The 18,547-nt window shown below is 64.9% G+C and carries 17 protein-coding genes; 9 read left to right on the forward strand and 8 right to left on the reverse strand.

What is annotated here, in order from left to right; genetic code table 11:
* Positions 1-26: 26 nt before the first annotated feature.
* The 4 genes from ATO9_RS02425 to mscL form a co-directional block, all read right to left on the reverse strand.
* Positions 27-500 (reverse strand): SPOR domain-containing protein, encoded by a 474-nt coding sequence (locus ATO9_RS02425; protein ID WP_043744539.1) that lies wholly within the window; start codon positions 498-500, stop codon positions 27-29.
* 436 nt (positions 501-936) lie between these two features.
* Positions 937-2,583, reverse strand: a complete 1,647-nt coding sequence (locus tag ATO9_RS02430) for a GMC family oxidoreductase (RefSeq protein WP_052418041.1) — start codon at positions 2,581-2,583, stop codon at positions 937-939.
* An 87-nt stretch (positions 2,584-2,670) separates the two neighbouring features.
* Positions 2,671-3,129 (reverse strand): Lrp/AsnC family transcriptional regulator, encoded by a 459-nt coding sequence (locus tag ATO9_RS02435; RefSeq protein ID WP_043744541.1) that lies wholly within the window; start codon positions 3,127-3,129, stop codon positions 2,671-2,673.
* Between the two features lie 110 nt (positions 3,130-3,239).
* On the reverse strand, positions 3,240-3,674 hold the full coding sequence (gene mscL / locus ATO9_RS02440; RefSeq protein ID WP_043744544.1) for a large conductance mechanosensitive channel protein MscL: 435 nt from the start codon (positions 3,672-3,674) through the stop codon (positions 3,240-3,242).
* A gap of 133 nt (positions 3,675-3,807) precedes the next feature.
* Here mscL and ATO9_RS02445 point away from each other — a divergent pair, with 133 nt between their 5' ends.
* Positions 3,808-4,503, forward strand: coding sequence for a glutathione S-transferase family protein (locus ATO9_RS02445; RefSeq protein ID WP_043744547.1), 696 nt, complete (start codon positions 3,808-3,810; stop codon positions 4,501-4,503).
* 52 nt (positions 4,504-4,555) lie between these two features.
* Here ATO9_RS02445 and ATO9_RS02450 read toward each other — a convergent pair whose 3' ends face one another.
* Complete coding sequence (locus ATO9_RS02450) at positions 4,556-4,996, reverse strand: YtoQ family protein (RefSeq protein ID WP_043744550.1); 441 nt, start codon at positions 4,994-4,996, stop codon at positions 4,556-4,558.
* A 208-nt stretch (positions 4,997-5,204) separates the two neighbouring features.
* Positions 5,205-7,184, reverse strand: coding sequence for a bifunctional 2',3'-cyclic-nucleotide 2'-phosphodiesterase/3'-nucleotidase (locus ATO9_RS02455; RefSeq protein WP_043744552.1), 1,980 nt, complete (start codon positions 7,182-7,184; stop codon positions 5,205-5,207).
* A gap of 216 nt (positions 7,185-7,400) precedes the next feature.
* Here ATO9_RS02455 and nudC point away from each other — a divergent pair, with 216 nt between their 5' ends.
* The 3 genes from nudC (at position 7,401) to ATO9_RS02470 (ending at position 9,411) form a co-directional block, all read left to right on the forward strand.
* Positions 7,401-8,363, forward strand: a complete 963-nt coding sequence (gene nudC, locus ATO9_RS02460; RefSeq protein WP_043744555.1) for an NAD(+) diphosphatase — start codon at positions 7,401-7,403, stop codon at positions 8,361-8,363.
* A gap of 87 nt (positions 8,364-8,450) precedes the next feature.
* A complete protein-coding gene (locus tag ATO9_RS02465; RefSeq protein ID WP_043744558.1) occupies positions 8,451-8,924 on the forward strand; it encodes an SRPBCC family protein in 474 nt (157 codons plus the stop codon).
* Between the two features lie 70 nt (positions 8,925-8,994).
* Positions 8,995-9,411: a VOC family protein gene (locus ATO9_RS02470; protein WP_043744561.1), complete on the forward strand. Its 417-nt coding sequence runs from the start codon at positions 8,995-8,997 to the stop codon at positions 9,409-9,411.
* Between the two features lie 42 nt (positions 9,412-9,453).
* On the opposite strand, the gene ATO9_RS02475 is transcribed toward ATO9_RS02470, so the two are convergent.
* Complete coding sequence (locus ATO9_RS02475; RefSeq protein WP_043744564.1) at positions 9,454-10,290, reverse strand: prephenate dehydratase; 837 nt, start codon at positions 10,288-10,290, stop codon at positions 9,454-9,456.
* Positions 10,291-10,415: 125 nt separating this feature from the next.
* On the opposite strand from ATO9_RS02475, the gene ATO9_RS02480 reads away from it, so the two are divergent.
* Positions 10,416-10,931 carry a c-type cytochrome gene (locus tag ATO9_RS02480; RefSeq protein ID WP_043744567.1) on the forward strand — a complete coding sequence of 172 codons (516 nt, stop codon included), beginning with the start codon at positions 10,416-10,418 and terminating at the stop codon, positions 10,929-10,931.
* Positions 10,932-11,015: 84 nt separating this feature from the next.
* Here the strand turns inward: ATO9_RS02480 and ATO9_RS02485 are convergent, their stop codons facing one another.
* Positions 11,016-12,275: an MFS transporter gene (locus tag ATO9_RS02485; protein ID WP_052418102.1), complete on the reverse strand. Its 1,260-nt coding sequence runs from the start codon at positions 12,273-12,275 to the stop codon at positions 11,016-11,018.
* Positions 12,276-12,413: 138 nt separating this feature from the next.
* On the opposite strand from ATO9_RS02485, the gene ATO9_RS02490 reads away from it, so the two are divergent.
* From ATO9_RS02490 to ATO9_RS02505, 4 genes are read left to right on the forward strand one after another with little or no spacing between them, the layout of a single operon-like run.
* Positions 12,414-14,372: an extracellular solute-binding protein gene (locus ATO9_RS02490; RefSeq protein WP_043744571.1), complete on the forward strand. Its 1,959-nt coding sequence runs from the start codon at positions 12,414-12,416 to the stop codon at positions 14,370-14,372.
* A gap of 9 nt (positions 14,373-14,381) precedes the next feature.
* Positions 14,382-15,473, forward strand: a complete 1,092-nt coding sequence (locus tag ATO9_RS02495) for a microcin C ABC transporter permease YejB (protein ID WP_043744573.1) — start codon at positions 14,382-14,384, stop codon at positions 15,471-15,473.
* A 39-nt stretch (positions 15,474-15,512) separates the two neighbouring features.
* Complete coding sequence (locus ATO9_RS02500) at positions 15,513-16,739, forward strand: ABC transporter permease (protein WP_052418103.1); 1,227 nt, start codon at positions 15,513-15,515, stop codon at positions 16,737-16,739.
* Complete coding sequence (locus ATO9_RS02505) at positions 16,736-18,331, forward strand: ABC transporter ATP-binding protein (protein WP_052418042.1); 1,596 nt, start codon at positions 16,736-16,738, stop codon at positions 18,329-18,331. The genes ATO9_RS02500 and ATO9_RS02505 overlap by 4 nt, the downstream gene beginning before the upstream one ends.
* Positions 18,332-18,547 lie beyond the last annotated feature (216 nt).

Here is an 18,547-nt window from a genome sequence, read left to right on the forward strand (position 1 = left end):
CCCGTGGCGGGGCGGCCTCGACGGGATCAGTAGTAATAGACGACGTGGCCGTTGTAGTGGCGCTTGCGGGCGGGCTTGTGCACCGGCTTGTGGGCGGGCTCGTAGCCGGACACGCCGTGATTGCCGTAATGCTTGTTGTGGCCGTAGATCGCGATCTGCTTCACGTAATGCTTGCCGGTCGTCAGGAAGCTGTCATGCGGGATCTTGCCCCATTTCTTCAGCTTGTGGACCACGTGTTCAGAGCCATAGGGCACCTTGCCGGCGACCACGGCGTAGAAGCCGTTGGAGGATTTGAAGACGGTCGCGTCCTCGAACCCCTTGTTGCGCAGGTGGCGGGCCTTGGCGCGGGCATCGTCCACGTAGGACATGGAGAAGACCTGCAGGTACTTTGCCCCGTGGTGGTACGAGGTCGCCTGGGCCTGGGAGCCGAGCAACGTGGCGGAGAGGGTCACGGCGGCGGCGAGGGCGGCGATGGTGCGGCGGAAGGAGAAGAGTTTCATGGCGTAATTCCTTTGTCGATCTGTCTGCATGGGGCCGCGTGTCGCGGCGTAGAGGTATCCTGTCCGGTCCCGAGGGGGTCAACCTTGCGTCCGGCTGCTCTGGCAATCTGTCGTTGGTCGTCGTCTGAAATGAATTTAGCGAATGGCCGCCTTTATGACGAATGAACTAACCTGTCATGAAAGGCTTGGGAGGTCCGGAAAACCGGACCTTCGGCGTCTTTCGGGCCTTATCGGCAGGGTTCGGGGCGGTCTTTGCGGTGGTTTGGTGGAGGTGGCGGGGGCTGCCTACAGGACTGCAGTGCCAACTTCCGGCTTTCTTCGTCACGAAACGCGTACCCCAAAGTAATGAGGGCAGCGGCCGACCTGAGTGTGGCGCGAAAGCGCTGCCCGGCGTTGCCGCCGGGCGGGACGTTGTTACTGAGGTCGGGTCTCGGGTTCAGGGTCTGACGGGGCTTCGCTTCACCGCATCAGCCCCCACCCGATTACCCCGCGCATCCTCAAGGATCATGTCGGCGGCCTTCTCGGCGATCATGATCGTCGGCGCGTTGGTGTTGCCGCTGGTGATCCGCGGCATGACCGACGCATCGACCACCCGCAGCCCCTCCATCCCGCGCAGTCGCAGGGCGGGGTCCAGCGGCGCGGCCTCGTCGGCACCCATCCGGACCGTGCCGGTGGGGTGGAAGATCGTGGTCCCGACCTCTCCGGCGGCGCGGGCGAGGTCTTCGTCGCTGTCGTGATCCGCCCCCGGCTTGACCTCTTGGGGCGCGTACCGGGCCAGCGGATCCTGCGCCATGATCCGGCGGGTCAGGCGGATCGCGTCGATGGCCACGCGCCGGTCGCCCTCGGTCGACAGGTAATTCGGGGCGATGCGCGGTGCCTCCGCGGGATCGGCCGAGGCGATATCGACCCGCCCCCGGCTTTCGGGCCGCAGGTTGCAGACCGAGGCGGTGATCGCCGGGTAATCGTGCAACGGCTGCCCGAACGCATCCAGCGACAGCGGTTGCACATGATATTCCAGGTCGGGCGTCGCCACGCCCTCGCGCGAGCGGGTGAAGGCGCCCAGTTGCGACGGTGCCATGGTCATCGGCCCGCGCCGACGCAGCGCGTAGTCCAGCCCGATCCCCATCTTGCCCCATAGAGTGCTGGCCATGGTGTTCAGCGTCTTCGCCCCCGTCAGCCGCCAGGAGCAGCGCAGTTGCAAATGATCCTGAAGGTTGCCGCCGATCTCGGGCTGGTCGTGGATCACCTCGATCCCCAGCCCGCGCAGGTGATCCGCCGGACCGATCCCCGACAATTGCAGGATCTGGGGCGAGTTCACGGCCCCCGCCGACAGGATCACCTCGCGCCCCGCATGTTCCTGGTGCAGCTGTCCGTTGCGTCGGTATTCGACCCCGGTGACGCGCCGCCCCTCGGTCAGCAGGCGGGTGATATGGGCATGCGTCTCGACCCGCAGGTTGGGGCCGGGGGCGGTGCGCAGGAACGCCTTGGCGGTGTTCATCCGCCAGCCGCCGCGCTGGTTGACCCGGAAATAGCCGACGCCCTCGTTGTCGCCGGTGTTGAAATCGCTGGTCTCGGGGATGCCCGCCGCGACGGCGGCCTTGATCCAGTCATCCAGCAGATCCCAGTGCAGGCGCTGGTTCTCGACCCGCCATTCGCCGCCCGCGCCGTGCATCTCGGACGGGCCTTCGACGTAATCCTCGGATTTCATGAAATAGGGCAGGACGTCGTCCCAACCCCAGCCCGCAAGGCCCATCTGCCGCCAGCCGTCGTAATCCGCCGCCTGGCCGCGCAGGTAGAGCATGCCGTTGATCGACGAACACCCGCCCAGCACCTTGCCCCGCGGATAGAGGACCGAGCGGCCGTTCAACCCCTTCTCCTCGGCGGTCTTGTACATCCAGTCGGTGCGCGGATTGCCGATGCAGTAGAGGTAGCCCATGGGGATATGGACCCAGTGGTAATTGTCCTGGCCGCCGGCCTCCAGGATCAGGGTCCTGTAGCCCGCCTGGGACAGCCGCTTGGCCAGCACGCAGCCCGCGCTGCCCGCCCCGGCGATGATGAAATCCCATTGCTGGGTGCTGTCCATGGTTGCTCCTCCCCTTGCCCGGCACCGGGCGTCCCCTGCATTGGGCCTAGCCGGTTTTGCCCGCTTGGCCAAGCGGTGGCGCGCCCCTTAGACCGGCAGGGCCGTGGTCTTGAACACCGTGCGCAGCGCGAAGGAGGATTGCATCTGCATGACGCCCGGCAGGCGCGACAGGTGCTGGCGGTGGATGCGGGCGAAATCTTCGGTGCTGTCGGCGACGACCTTGAGGATATAGTCCGCCGTGCCCGCCATCAGGTGGCATTCCAGCACTTCCGGCACGCGCTTCACCTCGGCCTCGAACGCGTCGAGGATCTCGTCCGCCTGGCCCTGCAACTTGATCTCGACGAAGATGGTCGAGGCCAGGTTGATCTTGCGCGCATCCAGCAGCGCCACGTAATCGCGCACGATCCCCTCGGCCTCCAGCCGCTGGACCCGCCTGTGACAGGCCGAGGGCGACAGCCCCACCTTGTCCGACAGGTCGGCATTGGAAATCCGCCCCTGCTTTTGCAGAACCCGCAGGATGGATCGGTCGAGATGGTCGAGTTGCATGTGATCTCCGGCCCTGTGCCGGGCCGGAGGGTATCCCGGCCCGAGTATTCAGGCCGCAGGATATTCGACGAAAGCAGGGTTTGGCGAGAGGATGCCGACCCTTTTCCGCATCAGGCGCGGGATTTCAGCGAATCCCGGATCTCCAGCAGGACGTCCAGTTGCGTCGGACCGGCGGGCTTTTCCTCTGCCGGGGCGGGCTCTTCGTTTTTCAGCGAGTCCTTGGCCCGGTTGACGAAACGCACCAGCATGAAGACCACGAAGGCGATGATGAGGAAGTTGAACACCGCCATGATGAAGGCGCCATAGGCAAAGACGGCGGCCCCGGCCTCGCGGGCGGCCTCCAGACTGTCAAAGGTGTTTTCGCCCGACAGCACCCAGAAATTGTTGGTGAAATCGACGCCACCGGTGAACAGCCCGATGATCGGGTTCAGAAGGTCGTCAACCATGGATTTGACGATGGCCGTGAACGCGGCCCCGACGATGATCCCGACGGCCATGTCCATCACGTTGCCCTTGGCAATGAAGGCCTTGAATTCATTCAGCATATATCTGTCTCCGTTCGCTGTCCGGCATCTCTGCGCGCCGGTACACACAGATTAACATGTAAACGCACATTTGAATGACTGTTCTGCGGGGTTCGACTGCCTATGTTGGACCCAGACGCACAGAGAGGTTCGCATGTTTCCAGACGATTTCCCGATTTCCAACCGCTGGCCGGCCAAGGCCCCTTCGGTCATCCAGCTCTATTCCTTCCCCACGCCCAACGGCGTGAAGGCCTCCATCATGTTGGAGGAAACCGGCCTGCCGTATGAACCGCACCTGGTGACGCTGGCCGACAAGGACGTGAAAAGCCCCGAATTCCTGTCTCTCAACCCCAACAACAAGATCCCCGCTATCGTCGATCCGAACGGGCCGGACGGCAAGCCGCTGGGCCTGTTCGAAAGCGGCGCGATCCTGATCTACCTGGCGGAAAAGTCGGGCAAGTTCATCGGCTCCACCGCCTCGGACCGGGCCCGGATCATCCAGTGGGTGATGTTCCAGATGGGCGGTGTCGGCCCGATGCTGGGCCAGTTGGGCTTCTTCTACAAGTTCGCCGGCGCCGATATCGAAGACCCGCGCCCGAAGGAGCGTTACATCAACGAAACCAAGCGCCTGCTGGGCGTTCTCGAAGGTCAGATGGAAGGCCGCGACTGGATCGCCGACGAATTCTCCATCGCCGATATCGCGCTGGTGCCCTGGATCAAGGCGCTGGATTTCTACGGCGCGAAAGAGGTGGTCGGCTGGGACGACCACAAGAACCTGATCGCCTGGGTCGACCGGTTCAACGCGCGCCCCGCGGTCGAAAAGGGATCGAACATCCCGCCGCGCCCCTGATGCGCCATAACTTGCCGCGCCGCCCCGACCGGGCGGCGCGCGCCCCGGCGGCTCAGGGCAGCTTGCCGGTCAGGACGTAGCGCAGGATATAGGCCACCTGCTGCGGCGTTTCGGTGACCGCCAATGCGGCGGCATCGACTTCTTTCAGCGCATGCTGATGGTCCGGGCCGTGCATCACGATCAACGCCTTGCCAAGCGCGGCCGCCTGGCCCGCATCGAAGGCTGCGTTCCACTGCTTGTACTTGTCGCCGAACCGCACGACGACCACGTCCGCCGCCTCGATGGCGTTCCGCGTGCGGATTGCGTTCAGCTTGGCGCCCTTGTGGTCGTGCCAGAACTTGTCCGGCTCCGCCCCCAGGATCGCCACGCCGCAATCGTCGCTGGCCGCGTGATCGGTGACCGGCGCGGTAAAGGTGACGTCCAGCCCGGCACAGGCGGCCTCGACCTCGGCGCGCCAATCGGTGTGAATCTCGCCTGACAGGTAAACCTGCATCCTGAACTCCCTCGCTGTGATCCGGGGGCCGCGCCCCCCTGTCCGTGCGGTGACATATACGGCCCGCCCGAGCGGAGGCAACCTGCGCCCCCGAAACGAAACAGGGCCCAAAAACCAAACAGGGGGAACGACGCGCGTCCCCCCCTGCTTCATCTTGCCAGAAATACTCTCGCCGAAGGCGAAAGCAACGCAACCGCCCGCGCGGCGGTCACAAAGTGATGCGATACAGCTTGAACCCGTTCTCGCCTTCGCCCGCCGGTTCGATCGTCACGCCCGGCACGTCGCTGGCGTATTTCTCGCCCGCCGGGCCGGTTTCGAACAGAACCGTCGTGCCGTCCATCGGCGCGAAGGTCCAGTTGCCGTCGGCCTGCGGGCTGATCGTGCCCTTTTCGACGATGTAGCGAACGATGATGTCGCGGTTGGTGTCCGGGCCTTCGAAGATCACCGTGTCGCCCTTGGCCCCGGGGAAGGACCCGCCGCCGGAGGCGCGGTAATTGTTGGTGGCCACGACAAACTCCATGTCGTCCGTCACCGGCGCGCCGTCGAACATCAGGTCGACGATGCGGGTCGCGCCCGGGTTGATCTCGGTCCCGTCGGTGTCGAAGCGGGACGGCTGGCTCAGGTCGATCTTGTAGGTCACGCCGTCCATCACGTCGAAATTGTACGACGGGAAAGACGGGTTCAGCAGCGGCTGGTCGGTCGATCCGGGCTCGATCTGGTTGAACATGCCTGCCGACCGGTCCAGCCAGCCGCGCAGCTGCGCGCCGTTGATCTTCACCGCGCGGATCGTGTTGGGATAGAGGTAGAGGTCGGCGACGTTCTTGATCGCCACCGGCCCGACCGGCACGTCGGTATAGTAATCCGCACCGCCCCGGCCCCCGGCCTTGAAGGGCGCGCCGGCCGACAGGATCGGCAGCGCCTCCCATTCCGTGCCGACCATCATCTGTTCAATGTACCAGGTCTGGGCATTGGTCACGACCTGCACCGATGGATCATCGGCCACCAAGGCAAAGTAGGAATGCAGCGGCGTGTCGGTTTCGCCCACGGCGCGGCGCACGTAATCCAGCGTCTCCTGGTGTTCCTGTTCGACGGCGGCCAGAACCGGCTCCTGGCTTTCGACCAGCGCGGTGATCGACCGGTCCTCGTTCCGCTTGGAGATCGGCCGGGTCGAGGTTTCGGTCATCAGGACGCGCCATTCGCTGCCGTCCTTTTCCAGCATCAGGTCGATCACCCCCAGGTCGGAGCCCCAGAACCCGCCCATCACGGCCGGCTTGCCGTGGATCAGGCCCTTTTCCGCGTCCACTGCGGCAAAGCCGTCATACTTGGCAGAGGGGAAGACAAGGTGGGAATGGCCGGTCATCAGCGCGTCGATGCCGTCGACCTCGGCAAGCGGGACCGAGGCGTTTTCCATCCCGTCGGTGTGATCGGCGGACCCGATCCCGGAATGCGACAGGGCGATGATGATATCCGCGCCCTCTTCCTTCATCTGCGGCACCCAGGCCCTGGCGGTGGCGACGATGTCGCGGGCCTGCACGTTGCCCTCCAGGTGCTTGCGGTCCCAGTTCATCACCTGCGGCGGCACGAAGCCGATCAGGCCCACCTTGATCGCGTGCTCGTCGCCGTTTCCGTCGGTCACCATTCGGTCCAGGATCACGTAGGGCGGCAGCAGGGTTTCGTCCTTGGTCGGATCGGCGCCCATCGTCTTGGCGATGTTCGCGGAGACGACCGGGAACTCGGCCCCCGCCAGCGCCTTCATCAGGAAATCCAGCCCGTAGTTGAATTCGTGGTTGCCCAGGGTCGAGGCATCGTAGCCCAGCGTGTTCATCGCCTGGATGACCGGGTGCATGTCGCCGTCTTTCATGCCGCGCTCGTAGGCGATGTAATCGCCCATCGGGTTGCCCTGCAGGAAGTCGCCGTTATCGACCAGCATCGTGTTCGTCGCCTCGGCGCGGATATCGGCGATATGCGCCGCGGTGCGGGCCAGGCCGACCGTGTCGTCCTCGCGGTCGGAATAGTAATTGTAGGGAAAGACATGCACGTGCAGGTCGGTGGTTTCCATGATCCGCAGATGCGCCTGGGACCCGGAGGCGCGGGCCGAAAACGGGTGAAGCGAGATCAAGGATGCACCTGCAACGGTGCCGGCCAGAAAGCTGCGGCGGGACAGGGCAGTACGGTTACGAAATGACATGGGGTTACTCCTGATTCCATGAGCCCGGAAAATGTCATCGTGACATGACACTTCGGCGACAGGGGCCGCGTCAGCCTCCGGCTGGGATCAGCCTGCCGTGCGATACCGGTTTTGCACAGAGTTTATGCAGTCCCGCAGGGCCTTCGGCACCATTGCGCTGGCGCGCGGGCCGGGGCAGGGTGCGCGCGACATGAACGACGCGGGAGGGACGTGCAGATGCGGCATGCGGAAACGGTGACATTCGGTGGATCGGGGCTGGACCGCGCGGCAGAGCTGCGTCCCCAGGACGAGGTGCTGCAGGCCGCGCGCCTGGCCCCCACCTCGCAATGCGTGCTGATATGGCGCGGCTTCCCCCTGATGGCCGGCAACGCCATGGCCCGCCTGCCGATGGATCACCCCGTCCTGCAAGGCCGCGACCGCACCCCGATCCTGCTGGGCCGCGAGGAACAGGGCCTGGTCTTTGCCCAGGATATCTCGGAATGGTCGCCCCCGGATGCGCCGCAGGATATGGGGCCGGGCCGCGCCCAGCAGGCCCCGCTGCCGCATCACCCGGAAATCGAGGATGGTCTGGATTTCGCTGACCTGCGCGCCATCATGGGCCGCCTGTCGCCCCGCGATGCAGAGCTTCTGACAACCGCGCGGGCCTTGTACAACTGGCATTCCACCCACGGGTTCTGTTCCCGCTGCGGCCGTCCCAGCACCGTGACCATGGCCGGCTGGCAACGCGATTGCGAGGCCTGCGGCGGCAAGCATTTCCCGCGCACTGATCCGGTCGTCATCATGCTGATCCTGCACGGCAACGACGTGTTGCTGGGCCGGTCCCCCGGCTGGCCCGAGGGCATGTGGTCGCTGCTGGCCGGTTTCGTCGAACCCGGCGAAACCATCGAGGCCGCGGTGCGCCGCGAGGTGATGGAGGAAAGCCGCGTGCCCGTGGGCCAGGTCGATTACCTGGCCTGCCAGCCCTGGGCCTTCCCGAACTCGCTGATGATCGGCTGCCGGGGCGAGGCGACGGGCCGCGACATCACCATCGACCCGGTCGAGCTTGAGGATGCCGCCTGGTTCTCGCGCGAGGAAATCGCCGATGCGCTGGCAGGCACCCATCCGACGCTCAAACAGCCGCGTTTCGGCGCCATCGCGGAATTCATCTTGCGGAATTGGGTTGCCGATACGCTGGAATAGCGCGAAAATCTCCTCATTATCGCCCGAATTGGCACCTAGACGACGATCCGTTGACTGGGAAATGAATACGCACGCAAGGGGCTTTGCATGAAATTCAGTACGCGCGAAGACATCGCCGCACCGATTGATTACGTCTTTGGGCAAGTGTCCAACTTCACCGCCTTCGAGCGCTCGGCCATGCGCCGCGGGGCGGAAGTCCTCCGCATGGACACCAGTGGCAAGATCGCGCCCGGCCTGGCCTGGGAGGTATCCTTCGGGTTTCGTGGCAAGCCGCGCGATGTCCGCCTGGAGCTGATGGAATACGAGCCGGAAGAGAAGATGTGTTTCGAGGGCAAGTCCTCGGGCCTGATCGGGGTTGGCGAAGTCGAATTGCTGGCCCTGTCGCCCAAGAAGACCCGTATGCGTGTCGCGATCGAGCTCAAGCCCCAGACCCTGTCGGCCCGCCTGCTGGTACAGTCGCTGAAACTGGCCAAGGGCAATGTCGACAAGAAATTCCAGCTGCGCGTGGCCGATTACGCCTCGGAACTGGGCGCGCGCTATTCCATGGGCAAGACGGCCTGATTTCCAGGACCGGACGCCAGGGACGGACCGGCCCTCTGGCCGGTCTTTTGCATTCCAGCGGAGGTGTCTGATGATCGCCTATGTTACGGTCGGGGCCGACGATATCGCAGCCGCCAGGCGCTTCTACGACGCGGTCCTGCCCGCCCTCGGCTATGCGGTGACGGAAGGGGCGGAGGGGCTCAGCTACGTCCTGCCCGTCGCGCCGGGGCAGGCGCCGGTCCTGCCCGATTACTACGTCAAACCGACCTTCGACGGTCGCCCGGCCAGCGCCGGGAACGGCGCCATGGTCGCCTTCGAGGCCCGCAACCAGGCCCAGGTGCGCGATCTGCACGCCGCGGCGCTTGCTGCGGGAGGGAGCGATGAAGGCCCGCCGGGTTTTCGCGATGCCTATGGCCCGCATTTCTATGTCGGCTACCTGCGGGATCCGCAGGGCAACAAGATCGCGCTGTTTTCCAGCGATCCGACCGAACCGGGCCGCGACGGCTAGGCCACGTCAGGTCACACCGGGCCACGGGGGGCCGTGCCGCGATCAGCGGCGCTGCGCATCCGCCGGGTAGACGCCCAGGATCTCGGTCATCTGGGTGAAGTAGCCCAACTCGTCCAGCGCCAGCTTCACGTTCGGATCGTCGGGATGCCCCTCGATATCCGAATAGAACTGCGTCGCGGTGAAGGACCCGCCGACCATGTAGCTTTCCAGCTTGGTCATGTTCACGCCGTTCGTCGCAAACCCGCCCATGGCCTTGTAAAGCGCGGCGGGGATGTTGCGGACCTCGAAGACGAAGGTGGTCAACATGCCGTGATCCCCGCGACGGGTGAAATCAGGTTCGCGTGACATCAGCAGGAAGCGGGTCGTGTTGTGCCCGTGATCCTCGATGTCGCTGGCCAGGATGTTCAGCCCGTAGATCTCGGCGCACATCTCGCTGGCCAGCACGCCCTGGGTCAGGTCCCCGCTGGCCGCCAGGTCGGCCGCGGCCCCGGCGCTGTCGGCGGCAGTTTCCGCCGCGATGCCGTTCGCCTTGAGAAAGCTGCGCGCCTGCGGCAGCAGCACCAGGTGGGCGCGGACCTTCGTGATGTCCTCCAGCGCCACGCCGGGCATGGCCATAAGGCTGATCCGCACGCGGACGAAGTGTTCCTCGATGATGTGCAGGCCGGAATTCGGCAGCAACGAATGGATGTCCGCGACCCGCCCATAGGTCGAATTTTCCACCGGCAGCATCGCCAGGTCGGCCTCGCCCGAGCGCACCGCGTTGATCGCATCCTCGAAGGTTCCGCAGGGCAGGGCCTCGTGATCGGGGCGCGCTGCGGCGCAGGCTTCGTGAGAGTAAGCGCCAAGCTCACCCTGGAATGCGATACGTGGTCTGGTCATTGTCTTTCCTTCGGCACCGGGGCATCGGGCGATTGGTCGCGGTAACTACACCTTGCGTCGGGGGAGGGGAAGCATATAGATACGCGCCGAACGACTGACGAAACATCAGGGACGCGGCATTCGACATGTTTGATACCATGACACTGACCAAGATCGGCGGCGCCTTCTGCGGCTCTCTGCTGGTCTTCCTTCTGGGCAACTGGGTTGCCGAGGAACTCTATTCCACCGGCGGTGGCCACGGCGGCGAACACGCACAGGCCTATGTCATCGAAACCGGTGAGGACGATTCGGGCGCCGCAGAAGAAGAAGGCCCCGATTTCGCAACCGTGCTGGCCTCTGCCGATGTCGAAAGCGGTGCACGCGTCTTCGGCAAGTGCAAGGCCTGCCACAAGATCGACGGCTCCAACGCGACCGGCCCGCACCTCGACGGTGTCGTGAACCGCGCCGTGGGCTCTGTCGACGGTTTCGCCTATTCCGGCGCCATGGCGGCGGTTGCGGAAACCTGGACCCCGGAAAACCTGAACGGCTTCCTGGAAAACCCGCGTGGCTTTGCCAACGGCACCAAGATGACCTTCTCGGGCCTGCGCAAGGTTGAGGATCGCGCCGACGTGATCGCCTACCTGCAGTCGATCACCGAGTAATTCGGCCGGACACTCCGACTGATAGACAAGTTAGCGAAGCGGGGGCCCTCGGGTCCCCGTTTTTGCGTTCGGGCCCGGCACTGCCTAGCCGCGCAGCCCCGCCGCCGCCCGCCAGGCGGCCAGGGTGATCATCCCGATCGTCAGCGCGAAATACCCCGCGATCAGCACGAACTGCCGCTCCAGCCCCAGCCCTGCGTCGATCAGCGCGCCGGTCACGCCGGGGCCGATGGCCGATCCCAGCACCATGACGGCGGCGACGGCGGCCTTGATCGACCCGATATGCGCGGTGCCATAGACCTCGGCCCAGAAGGCGTTGGGCAGGGTCGCGTTGGCGCCGGTCGTCATCGCCAGCAGGATCACCCCAGCGGCCATGGTCCACAGGCTGCCCGCGCCTGCGAAGACCAGGAAGGCCAGCAGGATCGGCACCTGGTAGAACGGCATCAGCCGCACCGTGCCCAGCCGGTCCTGCGCCCAGCCGATCACCAGCATCGCGGCGATCGTGGCCAGGGTGAAGAGCGGGAACAGCGCCACCAGCTCCACGTGGCTCCAGCCCTTGATGTCGGCCAGGTGCACCTGGTGAAAAAAGAAGGCCGTCGCAAAGGCGCCCGGCCCCAGCATCGCCGGCACCATCAGCCAGAACAGCGGATCGCGCAGCGCCTCGGCCCGGCGCCAATGACGCGCGCCCATGCCCAGCCCGTGATCCTGCGCGGCGTGGGATTGCGGGGTCCGTTCCTGCGCCAGCAGCGCGGCCAGCACCGCCGCGCCCAGAAGACACATCACCGCCCCCGCCACCCATAGCAGCCGCCAGTCCAGCGTCGTCAGCAATGACGCGAAGAGGATCGGGAACACCGCCTCGCCCAGCGAGAAGCCAAGCGCCGCAAGCGACAGCGCCCGCCCCCGTGCGGCGACGAACCAGCGGGTCATCGCCACCACGGCCAGGTGGCTGGCCATCCCCTGGCCGAAGAACCGCAGCATCAGGATCACCAGCGGCAGCGCGGCCGCCCAGGGGTTGAACGCCATGCACAGGCAGGCCACCCCCAGCCCAAGGATCACCACCGGCCCGATCCGGCGTACCCGGAACAGGTCGGTCAGGCCGCCCGCCCAGACCATGATCACCGCCGAGGCCCCGGTGCCGATCATGTAGATGCCGCCCCATTCGCCGTGGCTCAGGCCAAAGGCGCTGCGGATTTCGCCGGAAAAGATCGAGATGAAGAAGGTCTGGCCAAAGCTCGACAGAAAGGTCAGCAGCCCGCCCGCGGCGAGGAACGGCAGATTGTCGAGGAGAAAACGAGGGCTCTTCACGCGCCAGACCTGCCGCAGGGCCGGGCCAAGCGCAAGTTTCATCTGCATTCGCGGGGCACCGGCGGGTCGCCGCCCGCCTTCACGTGGTTCTCACGCATTCTCAACTTGAATGTGGTCGCGCGCCGCTTTTACCTTACCTGACAGGTAGCGACCTACCCGAAACCCCGGAGGATTTCCCGAATGCCCGCAGCCCGCACACGAAGCATCGCCCGCCACCGTCCGCAGACCGGACGCCGCGCCGCCATGCTGGCCCTTGGCGTTCTGACCGCCCTGGCCATGGGCACGGCGCTCAAGGCCGAAAGCCACGCAGAGGCCGGTGCGACCGATGCTGCGATGGATGGCGAAAACGTCATCACCTCGCATGGCTACAATTTCTACGGCGAACTGGAATACCCGGCGGATTTCGAGCATTTCAACTACGTCAATCCCGACGCGCCCAAGGGCGGCGAGTTCGCGATCGACGCGTCCGGCACCTTCGACAGCATGAACCCCTATTCCCGCAAGGGCCGGGCCGGCGCGCTGGCCTCGATGATGTATGAGACCCTGCTGGACGGGAACGCCCCGGCGGATGAATACGCGGCCTCCTACTGCCTGCTTTGCGAGACGCTGGAATATGACGAGGGCAAGACCTGGGTGATCTTCCACCTGCGTCCCGAAGCCCGGTTTTCCGATGGCACGCCGGTCACCGCCGAAGACGTGGTGTTCTCTCACAACCTGTTCCTGGAACAGGGGCTTCCCTCCTATGCCAACGCGGTCAAGCAGCGCGTGACCGGGGCCGAGGTGATCGACGAGCACACGGTCAAATTCACCTTCGCGCCCGATATCTCGCGCCGGTCGCTGATCTCGCAGGTCGGCGCGGTCGACGTGTTTTCAAAGGATTGGTTCGAGGAAACCGGCGCCCGGCTGGACGAACCACGGATGGAGACCTCTCCGGGCTCGGGCCCCTACATGGTCGACAGCTACGACATCAACCGGCGCATCGTCTACAAGCGCAACCCCGATTACTGGGGCAAGGACCTGCCCATCAATGTCGGGCGGCACAACTTCGATACGATCCGGGTGGAATATTTCGCCGATGAAACCGCCGCCTTCGAGGCGTTCAAGGCCGGCGAATACACCTTCCGCAACGAAACCAATTCCAAGCAATGGTCCACGGGCTACGACTTCCCGGCCATGGAAAACGGCTATGTCGTGAAAGAGGAAATCCCCGACGGCAACCCGCCGACCAATGTGGGCTTCGTCTTCAACCTCGACCGCGAGAAATTCGCCGACAAGCGCATCCGCGAAGCGCTGGCGCTTGGCTACAACTTCGAATGGTCCAACGAGTCGCTTCAATACGGCCTGTTCAGCCAGCGCGAGTCGTTCTTCCAGGACACCGTGCAACATGCCCGCGACCTGCCCGAAGGGGCCGAGCTCGAGCTGCTGCAATCCCTGGGCGACCTCGTCCCCGAGGAGATGCTGACCGAACCCGTGCGCACCTCGCATACCTCCTCCGCGACGCGCGTGGTGGACCGTGGCAACCTGCGCCAGGCCATGCGCCTGCTGGACGAGGCCGGCTGGACCGTCGATGACAGCGGCATGCGCCGCAACGACGCCGGCGAGACGCTGGACATCGTCATCCCGATCAACTCCTCCGGGTCGCCGACCATGGAAAGCCTGATCGGCACCTACGTGCAGAACCTTCAGCAGATGGGCGTGAACGCCGAGGTGCAGAAGGTCGACCCCAGCCAGTACACCCTGCGCCGCCGGGACCGCGATTACGACATCGTCTTCGACGGCTACCGCACCTTCCTGGGCGCGGGCACCGGCCTGATGCAGCTTTATGGCTCCGAACAGGCGGCGGTGTCCGTCTTCAACCCCGCAGGCATCGCAAGCCCGCTGATCGACACGCTGATCGAGACCGCACTCTTTGCCGAAACCAAGGACGAGGAAACCACCGCGCTCAAGGCGCTCGACCGGGCGCTGCGGTACGAATTCTTCATCGTCCCGGCCTATTACAAGTCGGACAACTGGCTCGCCTATTTCGACATGTACGAACACCCCGTGGACATGCCGCCCTTCGCCGTCGGAGAGATGGACTTCTGGTGGGTGAACCCCGATAAGGCCGAAGAGTTGAAAGCCGCCGGCGCGTTGAGGTAACCCCCCTTCATGGGCGCATATATCCTGAGAAGACTTCTGCTGGTCATCCCGACCCTGTTGGGGATCATGGTGATCAACTTTGCCCTCGTGCAGTTTGTCCCCGGCGGGCCGATCGAACAGATCATCGCCCAGCAGCAGGGGCAGGGCGACGTGTTCGGCAGCTTTGCCGGCTCCGGTTCCGAACTGGGGCTGGAAGACACCGGCGCCTCCGTCCAGGGGGATTACGCCGGGGCGCGTGGCCTGCCGCCCGAATTCATCGCCCAGCTCGAGCGGGAATTCGGCTTCGACAAGCCGCCCGTCGAACGGTTCCTGACCATGATGGGCAATTACCTGCGCCTCGATTTCGGCGAAAGCTACTTCCGCAAGGCCGACGTGATCGACCTGGTGATCGAACGTCTGCCGGTCTCCATTTCGCTGGGCCTGTGGTCCACGCTGATCGCCTACCTGATCTCGATCCCGCTGGGCATCCGCAAGGCGGTGCGCGACGGGTCGCGGTTCGACACCTGGACCTCGGGCCTGATCATCGCGGCCTACGCGATCCCCGGCTTCCTTTTCGCGATCCTGCTGCTGGTGCTGTTTGCCGGTGGCTCCTACTACCGCATCTTCCCGCTACGCGGCCTGACCTCGGACAATTTCGACCAACTGACGCTCTGGGGGCAGATCGTGGACTATGCCTGGCACATCACGCTGCCGGTCATCGCCTCGACGATTTCCAGCTTCGCGACACTGACGCTGCTGACCAAGAACTCCTTCCTGGACGAGATCAAGAAACACTACGTGATGACCGCGCGGGCCAAGGGCCTCAGCGAACGCCGGGTGCTCTATGGCCACGTCTTCCGCAACGCGATGCTGATCGTGATCGCAGGCTTCCCGGCGGTGTTCATCGGGGTCTTCTTCGGCGGCTCGATCATCATCGAAACGCTCTTCTCGCTCGAGGGGCTGGGACGGCTGGGCTACGAGGCCGCGGTGGCGCGGGATTACCCGATCATCTTCGGATCGCTCTTCGTCTTCGGCCTGATCGGGCTGGTCGTGGGGATCCTGTCGGACCTGATGTATGTCTTCGTCGACCCCCGGATCGACTTCGAAAAGCGGGAGGGCTGAGCCATGACCCATTCCGCCACCGATCCGATGCCCGAACGGATGCCAGGCCAGGACGCCCCGCCGCCCGTCGCCCCGTCGGCCAAGACCTCACGCTGGGAATTGTCGCCGCTGAACAAGCGTCGCTGGCGCAATTTCCGCCGCAACGGCCGGGCCTTCTGGTCGCTGATCATCTTCACGATCCTCTTCGGCCTGTCGCTGTTCGCCGAATTCATCGCCAACGACAAACCCTTCCTGGTCCAGTACCGGGGCGAGTTCTACTTCCCCACCTTCCAGTTCTACCCCGAGACGACCTTCGGGGGCGATTTCCGGACCGAGGCGATCTATCGCGACCCCGAGGTCCGCTGCCTGATCGAAACCGGCGGGCTGGACCTCTGCTTTGACGACCCCGAGGGCTATATCGAAGACGCTCAGGACGGCATGATCGAGGGCGAGCCGATCGAAAAGGGCTGGGCGCTCTGGCCGATCATTCCCTATGCCTACGACACGCCGGTCGAACGGTCGGGCGCGGCCCCGCTGCCGCCGAACGTGATCGGCTCCTATACCGATGACGCGGGCGAGGATCGCTGGGGCCTGCTGCCCCCGGATCAGCGCGGCGCCAACCTGCTGGGCACCGACGACACCAAGCGCGACGTGCTGGCGCGTGCGATCTACGGTTTCCGGCTATCCATCGTCTTTACCATCATCGTAACCACCTGTGCGTCGCTGATCGGGGTCTTTGCCGGGGCCATCCAGGGCTTCTTCGGAGGGCGGCTCGACCTGATCTTCCAGCGGGTGATCGAGATATGGCAGGGCGTGCCGCAGCTTTATGTCATCATCATCCTCTTCGCGATCCTCGGGCGCGGCTTCTGGTTGCTTGTCTTCCTGATGGTGGCCTTCGGCTGGACCGCGCTGGTGGGCGTGGTGCGCGCGGAATTCCTGCGCGCCCGCAACCTGGAATATGTCCGCGCGGCCCGGGCGCTCGGCGTGTCCAACATGACCATCATGTTCCGCCACATGCTGCCCAACGCCATGGTCGCCACGCTGACCATGCTGCCCTTCATCGTGACCGGCACGATCGGCTCGCTCGCCTCGCTCGACTTCCTGGGCTACGGCCTGCCGTCATCGTCGCCGTCGCTGGGGGAAATGACCCTTCAGGCGAAACAGAACCTGCAGGCGCCGTGGCTGGGCTTCACCGCCTTCTTCGTCTTCGCCATCATGCTGTCGCTGCTCGTCTTCATCTTCGAAGGTGTCCGCGATGCCTTCGACCCGAGAAAGACGTTCCAATGACCGGATCCGTGATGCTCGACGTCAAGAACCTCAAGGTGTCCTTCAAGCAGGACGGCCAGTTGATCCCCGCGGTCCGGGGCGTGTCCTTCCATGTCGACAAGGGCGAAACCGTCGCGCTGGTGGGCGAATCCGGGTCCGGCAAATCCGTGTCCGCCCTGTCGACCGTGCAGTTGCTGGGCGACAATGCCCATGTCGAGGGCTCCGTCACCTTCAAGGGCGAAGAGATGATCGGCGTGTCGCGGGCCAAGCTGATGCAGGTGCGCGGCAACGACATCTCCTTCATTTTCCAGGAGCCGATGACATCGCTCAACCCGCTGCACACGCTGGAAAAGCAGCTGGCGGAATCCATCGAACTGCACCAGGGCCTGCGCGGCGAAGCCGTCCGCGCCCGCATCGTCGAATTGCTGGAAAAGGTCGGCATCCGCGACGCGGAAAGCCGTCTGACCTCCTATCCGCACCAATTGTCCGGCGGGCAGCGGCAGCGCGTGATGATCGCCATGGCGCTGGCCAACCGGCCGGAGCTGCTGATTGCCGACGAACCAACCACCGCGCTCGACGTGACGATCCAGGCCCAGATCCTCGAACTGCTGGCCGAGCTGAAGGCCGAAGAGGGGATGGGGATGCTCTTCATCACCCATGACCTGAATATCGTGCGCAAGATCGCCGACCGGGTCTGCGTGATGAAGGATGGCGAGATCGTGGAAACCGGCCCCACGGCCGAGATCTTTGCCAACCCCCGGCACCCCTATACGCAGAAACTTCTGGCGGCCCACGCCACCGGCGCGCCGCTTGCCGCGTCCGAGGACGCCCCCATCGTGGCCGAGACCGATCAGCTGCGCATCTGGTTCCCGATCCAGCGTGGTCTCTTCAAGCGCACGGTGGGCCACGTCAAGGCCGTGAACGAGGCGACGATCCGCGTCCATGCGGGCGAAACCCTTGGTATCGTGGGGGAATCCGGCTCCGGCAAGACGACGCTGGCGCTGGCCATCATGCGGCTGATCCAGTCCAAGGGCATAGTCCGTTTCGATGGCGAAGACGTGCATGCCTGGTCCACCCGGCAGCTGCGCAACAAGCGGTCCGAGATGCAGATCGTCTTCCAGGATCCCTTCGGGTCCCTCTCGCCCCGGATGACCTGCGCCCAGATCATCGCGGAGGGGCTGACGGTCCACAAGCTGCCCACCTCCAAACCCACCCGCGACCTCGTGGCCGAGGTGATGGTCGAGGTCGGACTGAACCCCGAGACGATGGACCGCTACCCGCACGAATTCTCCGGCGGCCAGCGCCAGCGCATCGCCATCGCCCGCGCGATGATCCTGCGGCCCAAGCTGCTTGTGCTGGACGAACCGACCTCGGCGCTGGACATGACGGTGCAGGTGCAGATCGTCGAATTGCTGCGCGATCTTCAGCAGAAATACGGGCTGGCCTATCTCTTCATCTCGCACGACCTGAACGTGGTCCGAGCGATGTCGCACCGGGTCATGGTGATGAAACAGGGCGACGTGGTCGAGGTCGGCACCGCCGAACAGATCTTCGACGCCCCCAGCCACCCCTATACCCAACAGCTCCTCGCCGCCGCGACGATGACGGCCTGAGGGCGGCGGTCGGCCAGCCAACTAGATTTGATGCTGGCCCCCGCGCCTATATTTGGGCGTCCCGCCCGGCGGCACGCCGGGCAGCGCCGACCCGCCCCCCAAGGGCGGCGCTGCCCTTGCCGAAAACTTCCTCCCAGGCGCTTAGCCAGACCGGCAGGAGGATTGAGCAACTTTCGTCAGGATCAGGCGCATCGAAGCGGCACCAGCAGCGGTTTC

The organism is Pseudooceanicola atlanticus (assembly GCF_000768315.1).
GTDB lineage: Bacteria > Pseudomonadota > Alphaproteobacteria > Rhodobacterales > Rhodobacteraceae > Pseudooceanicola > Pseudooceanicola atlanticus.